Origin of the sequence: Vibrio sp. 10N.247.311.47 (genome assembly GCF_041467535.1) — a bacterium.
GTDB lineage: Bacteria > Pseudomonadota > Gammaproteobacteria > Enterobacterales > Vibrionaceae > Vibrio > Vibrio crassostreae_C.
Map to the genome: position 1 here is coordinate 1 of NZ_JBFSUR010000065.1, position 9112 is coordinate 9112.

Below are 9112 nucleotides of genomic sequence, written 5' to 3' on the forward strand. Positions count from 1 at the left end.
GCACACCTGGCTTATTCACCCGTCGTTACTGAAACCTAGCGGTCAAAGTATGACGATGATGAGTCAAACCCCGCTGTCTCACACCGCGTTGTGGCCAACGCTCAAGCAGTTGTGTCATTTACCGCTGTTAGAACACTGGCAACCGGCACTGCAACCGAGACTGCAATCCATGATTCACGAGCTGCCCTCCTATGGGGTATTTGCGTATCACTTGGACTTGCAGATTGACAAGATGGAGCCCTTAGTCAGTGAAGCGCTGCAGCAAGGCGTGTTAACCGTACCGCAAGGAGCGATGATATGAGCGAATCGACAGAAATCACTCAAGACACCACTCAACAAAACGAGCAAGACAACGTGTTGTCTCTGCATGACTTTATCGACCAATTCGGTGACGGCCTATTGGCCAACATCGAAGCGGCGCACCCAGCGCGTTATCAGTCGGCGTGTGAAAAGCGCGCGGCGGTGATGCAATCGCTCAAGCGGGTGCCGTTTGAGGCGCAAGCCGAAGCGATCCAGGCCATCAGTACCCTACTGCTCGATGAGCGTGCCCCTGCGGGCATTCTCAACGGCGAAATGGGGACCGGCAAAACCATCATGGGTATCGCCACCACAGCGATTGCCTACCATGAAGGTAAAGCTAAACGCTTTTTGCTGTTAGCCCCGCCGCACCTGGTGTACAAATGGCGCCGAGAAATTCTCGATACCGTTCACAACGCCAAGGTGTGGGTGCTCAATGGCCCTGATACGTTGCGCTCTTTGCTCAAGCTGAGACAAGCCGCGCCTCATGATGGGCCTGAGTACGTGATACTGGGCCGAGTTCGGATGCGCATGGGGTATCACTGGGAGAGCGCCTATCAAACCAAGACGCTCAAACGCACGTTAGGCCATGACGGTCTGCAGGCGCAAACCGCCCAGCTGGACTTTGTTCGTTGCTCGGATTGCGGCGCATTAGCCAGAGATGAAGAGGGCGAGCTTATCGCTCCGACGCATTTTTCGGTGGATGTGCAACAGAGCTGCAAAGCGTGCCATGCACCGCTGTGGACGCTCAAACGTCAACGCCAGAACGACAACCTGAGCAAGACCATTTCACGCGCTCTGCAGACCTTACCGACCATCGGTAAAGTCACCGCAGGAAAGCTATTGGATGGCGTGGGTGAGCGCGTGCTGGCGAAAGCGCTGACGGACAACATCTACGAGCTGGTTAACTTGCTTGATGAAGACGGGGAGTTTGTGTTTAACGACCGACAATCTGAACGCATTGAGCGCAAGTTGGCTAAGACGCAATTTGCGTTTGGTCAAGGCGATTACCAAGCGAGTGAGTTCATCAAACGTTACTTCCCGAAGGGGTTCTTTGACTGGCTCATCATCGATGAGGCGCACGAATATAAGAACGCAGGGGCGGCCCAAGGCCAAGCCATGCAGGTACTCGCCGGTTGCGTAAAACAGTGCTTACTGCTGACGGGAACACTGATGGGCGGCTACGCGGAAGACCTTTTTTATCTGCTGTGGCGCACCATGCCATCGGTGATGATGGAAGAGGGCTATCGTTACCACCGAGGAAAACTCGGCAGCGCCGCCCTCTCGTTCTCGCAAGAGCACGGCATCATCAAGGAAATCATGAAAGTGACCCACGATGTGAACCACAAAACCGCGAAAGGCAAGAACGTCAAAGTGAGTCAAACCCGCGCGCCCGGTTTTGGGCCAATGGGAGTAGCTAAATACGTCTTACCTTACACGGTGTTCGTCAAACTGGCTGATATGGGTGACGGCATTTTGCCAGACTACCAGGAGCACTTCATTGAAGTGGCTATGGAGGATGAGATGCAGATGCATTACGCCGACATGGAGCAACGCTTAACCGCGAGGCTTCGTCAAGCGTTGGCCGCTGGAGACCAAACCTTATTAGGGGTGGTCATGAGCGCGCTGCTGGCCTGGCCAGATTGCGCGTTTCGAGAAGAGAGAGTGATTCACCCTCGCACTCAAGAAACCTTGGCTTATATTCCGTCTTTGTTTGATGAGCAGACGCCAACCCCCAAAGAGCAACAGCTCATTGAAATGGTCAATGCGAACAAACGTAAAGGCCGACGGACGTTGGTGTACACCGTTTACACCGGCAAACGCGACACCGCATCGAGGCTCAAATCACTGCTGAGTGACCAAGGCTTAAAATGCGCTGTGCTGCGTTCAAGCGTAAAAACCGAAGACCGAGAAGATTGGATACTGGAGCAGGTGGACAGAGGCATTGATGTACTCATCACCAACCCAGAGCTCGTCAAGACCGGACTGGACTTGTTGGAGTTCCCTTCGATTGTGTTTACCAACACCGGCTATAACGTCTACACGCTAATGCAAGCGGCAAGACGCAGCTGGCGTATTGGTCAACGAGAGGACGTGGACGTGAGCTTTTTAGGCTACCAAGACAGCGCGCAAATGGCGTGTCTGGAATTGATGGCCAAGAAGATAGCGGTCACCCAATCCACTTCTGGCGACATGCCAGACAACGGATTGGATGTACTCAACAGTGATGGTGACAGTGTGGAGGTGGCGTTAGCCAAATCCTTACTCAAGCAAACCACCCCTAACCTATAACCCCAACCGGGAGCTTGCCTCCCGGTACGCCCCCTTTTTTTATTTTAACGGGAGCAACCTATGAACAATATGAATCATGTACTGACTGAGCTGATGGCTTGGCTCGACGACAACATGGCCACCTTGCCGCCGTGCGACGCGTTAAAGGCCCACCTCACCTTATCGCACTCGATGCTGGCGCAAGTGGCTCACTTACAACGTGTGCATCGTCCAACCTTCTCCTGGCAATCTCAGCTTATCACCTTGATTGAGCGAAGAACGTCAGGGGGACTGTTTGTGTCACCGAGTACGAACTCAGACCCGTATCGTGAATTTCACAACTATTGTGATGAGCACAACACGCTATGGGCATTGATGGTGATGGACAACGAAGACCGCATCATGGATGTGTATTTGCCCCCTGAGCTTTACAGCGACCCCGAGGTCTTTGCGCTTTGCCTACTCTCCCAACCCCAAACGGGAGGGAAAGCATGAGCAACTCTAAAGAGCAACGCCTGCAGGTGGCAAACACCATCCTCATGCAACTGGGAGGGCGTCGATTCAGCATGATGACCGGCGCCAAACAGTTTGTGGCCATCGAGCGGGGGTTATTGTTTGCCTTACCGGCGAGATTAGCCAAGCAGGGCATCAATAAAGTGCGCATTGAGTTGGAGGCCAATGACACGTATACCGTGACTGCCTTAAAGGTCAACGCACGTCGCGGTGACGTCATCGAGGTTCAATGTGAATCGATGGTGTACTGCGACCAATTGGAAGCGACCTTTGAACGCATGACCGGTGTATACACTCGGCTTTAAACTTTGGAGCAAACCATGATATTGCATCAACTGTGGAGAGCAGGGCGCATTACAGCCTCTGGATATTCCAACCAACGAAGAGCCGCCGTTCTTAGAGCGCGGTGAGTTTGGAGCAGATAACCGCTATAGCCAAGAGCAGCCTGTCACGATATTACAATGTCAGCACTACCAACATGAGATGATTGACCTATCATCGTAAACAAGAAAGGGAGAGCATCATTGCTCTCCCTTCTTTTTTGACTCTATCCCACCAAGCAAACGTCTGAAGCAACCTGACTACGGTTACCTATTTCCAATAAGACTCAAATCATTGTTCACCGATAGACATTGAAGCAATCCCCCTAATGTCCTGCGCTCAGCGCTGTGGTTCAGAAGGCTAGTATTTTGTTTCAAAGGGTAGGCTGCGCCAAAGGGGAAAGGGGTCAAGGGAAGGGTTTTCCCAAGGGAAAAGCCCTATCCAGAAAGGATGAAAGGGGGAACACCGACACAGTTACCCCCTGTTTCTAAGGAGAAAACTAATCCTTTTGCATCATAAACCCATGAAAGCCTAGACTTAGACTGTCTCCGATGGAGACAGTCTAAGTTATCTCTATCTAAGGTTGAAAAAATAAATAACATACGTATACTATTGCTATGTCTTATCCCATCGGAGTAAAGAAATGAGTTCAAAAAAACCCTTAATATTAGGTGTTTTTCAGCAAAAAGGCGGTGTTGGTAAAACGGCAGTTTCTTCTATTGTTGCTGAATATGCATCTATAAAAACGCATATGAATGTTCTAGTCGTTGATCTTGATATGCAGTGCAACAGTTCGGATTATTGGGTAGGAATGGAAAGCTCTTCTCAATCTACCGGTGGTCAGCTTCCCCCTATCCACCCAGATTGGAGCGCAGATGACCCCGATTGTGAAGATATAGAAGAGCGTTCAACAATCGCAGATACGTTTTACGGTAAAGAAGTATTACCTTACGAGACCTTTGTAAATCCTAAAAACGGTTTTACTGGAAAAGTAGATTGTCTACTGGGACACCCTGCTCTTCTTGAAAAAATCAACACTGAGTTTTCTAATGAAAGTGGGCAAATAGAAAAAAAAGTCATAAATCGTCTTAAAGAGGTCTTGTTTAACGAGTATGTCGGTGAAGATTATGATTTGGTTGTTTTAGATACAGGGCCGTCAAGAAATCCAGTTTTCAGATCGGCTATTCGTTGCGCAACTCACGCTGTTATCCCCTTCGAGCCAGAAGAAAAATCAATGCAGGGTATTAATGCAATGATACAAGTTATCCAATCCGATAACTTTGCAAGAGACGATGAAAATCAGTTGAATTTGGTTGGTTTAGTTCCAAACAAGGTTAAAATTAACACCAAACTTCACAAGGGCACTTTAGACATGCTTCACGAAAGCTTAGGTTCTATTATGCTCCCCGACGATATCTACCTACCTTATTCAATCGCCTACCCTGAGCGAGACTTAAAAGGCATATCTCCTAAATCAATATTTCAAATTAGTAAACATCACACAGCTTTAAAGCATAGTGAAAGTTTATGTAAACACATCTTATGTGAAATATTTGGTTCTGTAGAGATTGATAATCGTCTCAAACAAAAGTAAGTGTCTCCATCGGAGACAGTGAACAAAAACAACTTATAGGTGTCTCCATCGGAGACAGTAAGGATTTAATGTGGTTAAAAAGTTTGGTTCAAATAAAAGTAGAGCAGGGACTGGTAAAGTTGAAGCTGATGGTGACGTAAGTAGCAGTGAAAAATGGACAAATGCTACGGCTTCACAACTCGACAGTAAGAGCAAAAGCATCTTAGTTAAAAACCTTCCAATCTCCCATATAAAAACTGACCAAGATAACCCGAGAAAATTAGCGATTGACACGGTTCTTGTTTCGAAAATACAAGTAAAATATCCGATTAATCAGTCATTAGAAAAGGAAGAAGATAATGGCTGGATAGAAGAATACGTTGAAAAAGTAGTAAAGGACTTTGGACTTAAAGAAAAACAAATTGGTGATTTAACGTCAATTATTGAGTTCTGCGCAGTTCTTAAATCCCCTACTCGACTCTTACACCCAATCGTTGTTTGGCAAGAGGACAGTGTATTTCACTTAATCTCTGGCGAAAGGCGTTTACTCACTCACATTATGTTGGGTGAACAATATATTTCTTCAAGAATTAATGAGGAACGTCTAACTAAAAACGAAATAGATGTTCTGCAATGGGAAGAAAACGTTCACCGTGAAGATATGACCATCTTTGAAAAAACGATGAGACTTGAAAAGTTGATCCACGGAACGCACGGAATAGAAAAAATATCCGTTAGGAAATTAGGAACAGTCTCCGGCTTATCGACAGCAGACGCCCAAAGATATCTAGCGATCATTAAATATAAAGTCAAACACAAGACAGATATTTTAATAAAAGCTATTGAGGAAGGTAAAATTACCAGTCTTCAAAAATGTGCAGCATTAGCACAATTAGAACCAGAAGACCTGAAAGCAAAACTTGAAGGCAGACCAACTAAACAGTCTTTAACGGCCCACAAACCTGTCATTAAAATTAGTAAAGAAGCTGATGTGGATGTCATGAAGAGAATTATTGAAGCAGCCACTAAAGAGTTTAAAGCAGAAAAAGTGTTAGAAAGTTTAGATCTAAATAAATCTAAAGATCTGAATGAAGCATTCAATTTATTAGTTACTTTTTTGAAAGATGAGAAAAAGTAGGGCAGTTATAAATGATTAAAACAAACAAGGCATCTCTACAACCAGTCAAGCGTATAGCCGTAAGAATACCATCAAAGATGGTAGAGAAGATTGAAACTAACCTTCTTGCTTCTGGTTACAATAAAAAACAACGTCTTTATTGGTTTGAAGATGTGTTAGCCGAATTGTTTGAAAAGGACGATTTTCATAATTTAATTGCTGAAGAGTTCATTGAACCTGGAACAACAAAAACGATCAATCTGAGTCTTACTGTCAAAACCTTCGATATAGTGAAGAAAGTAGTTAAAGAAGTAGAAGCCCAAGAAGACGTCAAGACAGATCGAAGTTCGGTGATTAGAACAGCTATTATTCAACGATTGTTGAAAAAGGTTTAGATATGGCTAAAGATTTGATACCAACAGAACAATTAGAACTATTTGTCGCCAATATCATTGATGCGTCTCCAAAAGGGGAAACGCATTCTATGGAGTTTCCTTTGTTTAGCATTAGTTCTAAAGTCGATACTGATACATATCATTATCATAATAAAAAGACAGGTGCATCAATTGAGATAGTGCCAAATGATAAGGGTAGGGCAACGATACACGATAAAGATTTATTGTTGTATTGCTTCGGTCAAATAGCAGAGGCACAAAATAGAGGGCAAGCCGTCGGTCAAAAGATACATATTACACTGTATGATTTTCTAAAAAGTACGAATAAAAGTACTGACGGTAAATCCTATAAAGCGGTACTAGAAAGTTTAAAGCGTTTAGCAGGCACAACCGTTTATACCACTACACATAATAATGGTTTAAAGAGGGATAAAGGTTTTAGCTTCGTTAGTGACTACGACTTAATCACTGACGAAAAAACAGGTCGAATGAAATATGTAGAGCTTATCTTACCTTCTATTTTGTTTGATGCCGTAAGTAACAATCAGATCTTAACTTATGCGCCCCAATATTTTTCTTTAAGATCACCATACGATAGACGATTGTACGAACTCTGCAGGAAACATTGTGGAAATCAATCGAAATGGGAGATAGGGTTAGAAAATCTCTATAATAAATTCGGGGTTAAATCTCCATTACGAGAATTTAGGCGAAAAATAAAAGAGATTGATAAGAAACAGTCCATTCCTGATTATGTCGTGACCTATTCAACAGCAAAAGAAACAAAAACAGTTGAAAAAATAATTGTTTATAAAGACAAAGAAGGAAGTATAAAAGAAGAATATAAAAGGTTTAAAAACACTTAAAACTCGGGGTTTTAACCACACACTCCAAAAACGGATGCTATTTTGAACAAAAACTTCGAGGTTTTAAACACATAATTTAGAAAACATACGCTTTAACACTTATGAAAAATAAAAAGTGACTAATAACATACCGTATATTTTTAAGTTTAGTTTTTATTGTTGATGTTCGGGGTTTTGACCATAAAACAAACTGTGCACAACCTGTTAATAATATGTGCGTAAGGCGTTAATTGACTCGTGGTTTGAAACACAGTACGAACGTGGTTGTGAACACGCACCATCGTGGTTGTAAACACGCCACTAAACACGCACCATCGTGGTTTAGAACACAATCCATCGAGGTTCTGAACACAAAATGACTCGGAAAGCCCCGTTATACAAGGTCTTAGGGAAACGTAACCTTTTAACTGATTAACTATATTACTAACTCTTTATAACGGATTTTTTCAAATTAGAAGCTATTTAACTATTATTAAACCACTTTTAATAATCAAATAATCTTAAAAAACTTGTGAGACCAATCGAAAGGCGAGTACCCGTTAAAAAACGCCTATATCAGCATCAATTATTACAAAAGATTGGCCACAACGTGTATGGGAGCGTCAACGTAACGTGTTGATATTCACACTCAGGAAAGACATGTTGTTGCTTTCGTATCCACCGCTCTGTGGCTTTTATGCCACAACTGCTGCAAAAGCGAGATTTACACGTCTGGTGAATGTATTTTTGATGGGTACAGTTGACTTGGCTGTATCGATAATCTTTAGATCCAAAAGTAACGGTACTGCAAGCGAGCATCTTAGTGACGTTTTCAATGACGACGGTTCGGAGGGTTTCTCGGTACTTATTGAGGTAGTTCAACCAAGTATCGTTGGCATTGAAGAGTTGTTTGATGGGCTTATTCGGATGCATGACTGATAGGATAAACGATTCATGCAAAGCGACCTAGCAGGTTGAGTCTCTTTGTTTTCGGCCGTAGGCCGCTAAGGCGACAACGTCGCCGGCTCAACGTGGATGAATGTTAACTACGTATGGAGTTTTGAAAGTAAGTACCCGTGTAGGCACGGGGGGATCTTTAATTATAGAGTAAACCAAACTACACACGACAGACTAATTAACTAAATTTTTTTTGTTAGTCTAAAGTCCATTCGAGAATCGATATTTAAGACAATAACTTTCGTATCGCAGGAAGATAAACGGACTTCTCTTTGTTACTTTGCTTTAATAAATTGATTATTTCTTGTTCAATTTCCGATAAATACTGATCTTCTGAATAGATCTGAAGAAGTTGATTAGCATCAATTCCTAAGAGAGAACATAGACCTCCTAAATTCTCAACAGAAATTTTCCCTGTTTTAGCCCATCTTCCTACTAATGATCTAGAAACATTAAGATTCTTCGCTATTTCATAGTTACTCAATCCACTTTTATTGATTGTTTCAACTATTGCTAATTCTATCTTTGTCATGCCTGGCAACTTATATCATTTAATAGTCTTGATCTTAATCCTATTTTTGGTTACTAATAAGTTCCATAATTAGAACTAAATAGTTAAACATATTAAACGCATGGTTAAACAGTAATAGTATGGGTTCTAGCTCTTTAAAAAACCACTCATGCACTACACCCCGACACCAAATTTAGTGCGCGCATCCCACTGCGCACTATTGCGAGCCCCTAATGCTCTGGGGCTCGCACCTTATCCTTGTGCTCTTATGTGACAATAGTTCCAATTCAAACATTTACCTAATACCAATGA

8 protein-coding genes and 2 pseudogenes are annotated in these 9112 nt (G+C 43.4%); 8 read left to right on the plus strand and 2 right to left on the minus strand.

What is annotated here, in order from left to right; translation table 11 throughout:
• The 8 genes and pseudogenes from AB6E51_RS23605 to AB6E51_RS23640 form a co-directional block, all read left to right on the plus strand.
• Positions 1-301: pseudogene (locus AB6E51_RS23605) on the plus strand (hypothetical protein); the annotation flags it as partial.
• Positions 298-2589, plus strand: a complete 2292-nt coding sequence (locus tag AB6E51_RS23610; protein WP_372140245.1) for a DEAD/DEAH box helicase family protein — start codon at positions 298-300, stop codon at positions 2587-2589. The pseudogene AB6E51_RS23605 and the gene AB6E51_RS23610, both read left to right, overlap by 4 nt.
• Positions 2590-2649: 60 nt before the next feature.
• A complete protein-coding gene (locus AB6E51_RS23615) occupies positions 2650-3063 on the plus strand; it encodes a hypothetical protein (protein ID WP_372050332.1) in 414 nt (137 codons plus the stop codon).
• Entirely contained in the window at positions 3060-3386 is a 327-nt protein-coding gene (locus AB6E51_RS23620) for a hypothetical protein (RefSeq protein WP_102331891.1), read from the plus strand. Before AB6E51_RS23615 ends, AB6E51_RS23620 begins: the two co-directional genes overlap by 4 nt.
• A gap of 659 nt (positions 3387-4045) precedes the next feature.
• Positions 4046-4996: a ParA family protein gene (locus tag AB6E51_RS23625; protein WP_019820937.1), complete on the plus strand. Its 951-nt coding sequence runs from the start codon at positions 4046-4048 to the stop codon at positions 4994-4996.
• Between the two features lie 70 nt (positions 4997-5066).
• Positions 5067-6113, plus strand: coding sequence for a hypothetical protein (locus AB6E51_RS23630; RefSeq protein WP_019820938.1), 1047 nt, complete (start codon positions 5067-5069; stop codon positions 6111-6113).
• 11 nt (positions 6114-6124) lie between these two features.
• The gene (locus tag AB6E51_RS23635) at positions 6125-6487 is read left to right on the plus strand and encodes a hypothetical protein (protein ID WP_017108794.1); all 363 of its coding nucleotides are present in this window, start codon (positions 6125-6127) and stop codon (positions 6485-6487) included.
• 2 nt (positions 6488-6489) lie between these two features.
• On the plus strand, positions 6490-7353 hold the full coding sequence (locus AB6E51_RS23640) for a replication initiator protein A (protein ID WP_019820939.1): 864 nt from the start codon (positions 6490-6492) through the stop codon (positions 7351-7353).
• Positions 7354-7917: 564 nt separating this feature from the next.
• Here AB6E51_RS23640 and AB6E51_RS23645 read toward each other — a convergent pair.
• Both AB6E51_RS23645 and AB6E51_RS23650 read right to left on the minus strand, forming a co-directional pair.
• A pseudogene (locus tag AB6E51_RS23645) lies at positions 7918-8265 on the minus strand (transposase zinc-binding domain-containing protein); the annotation flags it as partial.
• A gap of 250 nt (positions 8266-8515) precedes the next feature.
• The gene (locus AB6E51_RS23650) at positions 8516-8821 is read right to left on the minus strand and encodes a hypothetical protein (protein ID WP_019821545.1); all 306 of its coding nucleotides are present in this window, start codon (positions 8819-8821) and stop codon (positions 8516-8518) included.
• Positions 8822-9112: the final 291 nt, after the last annotated feature.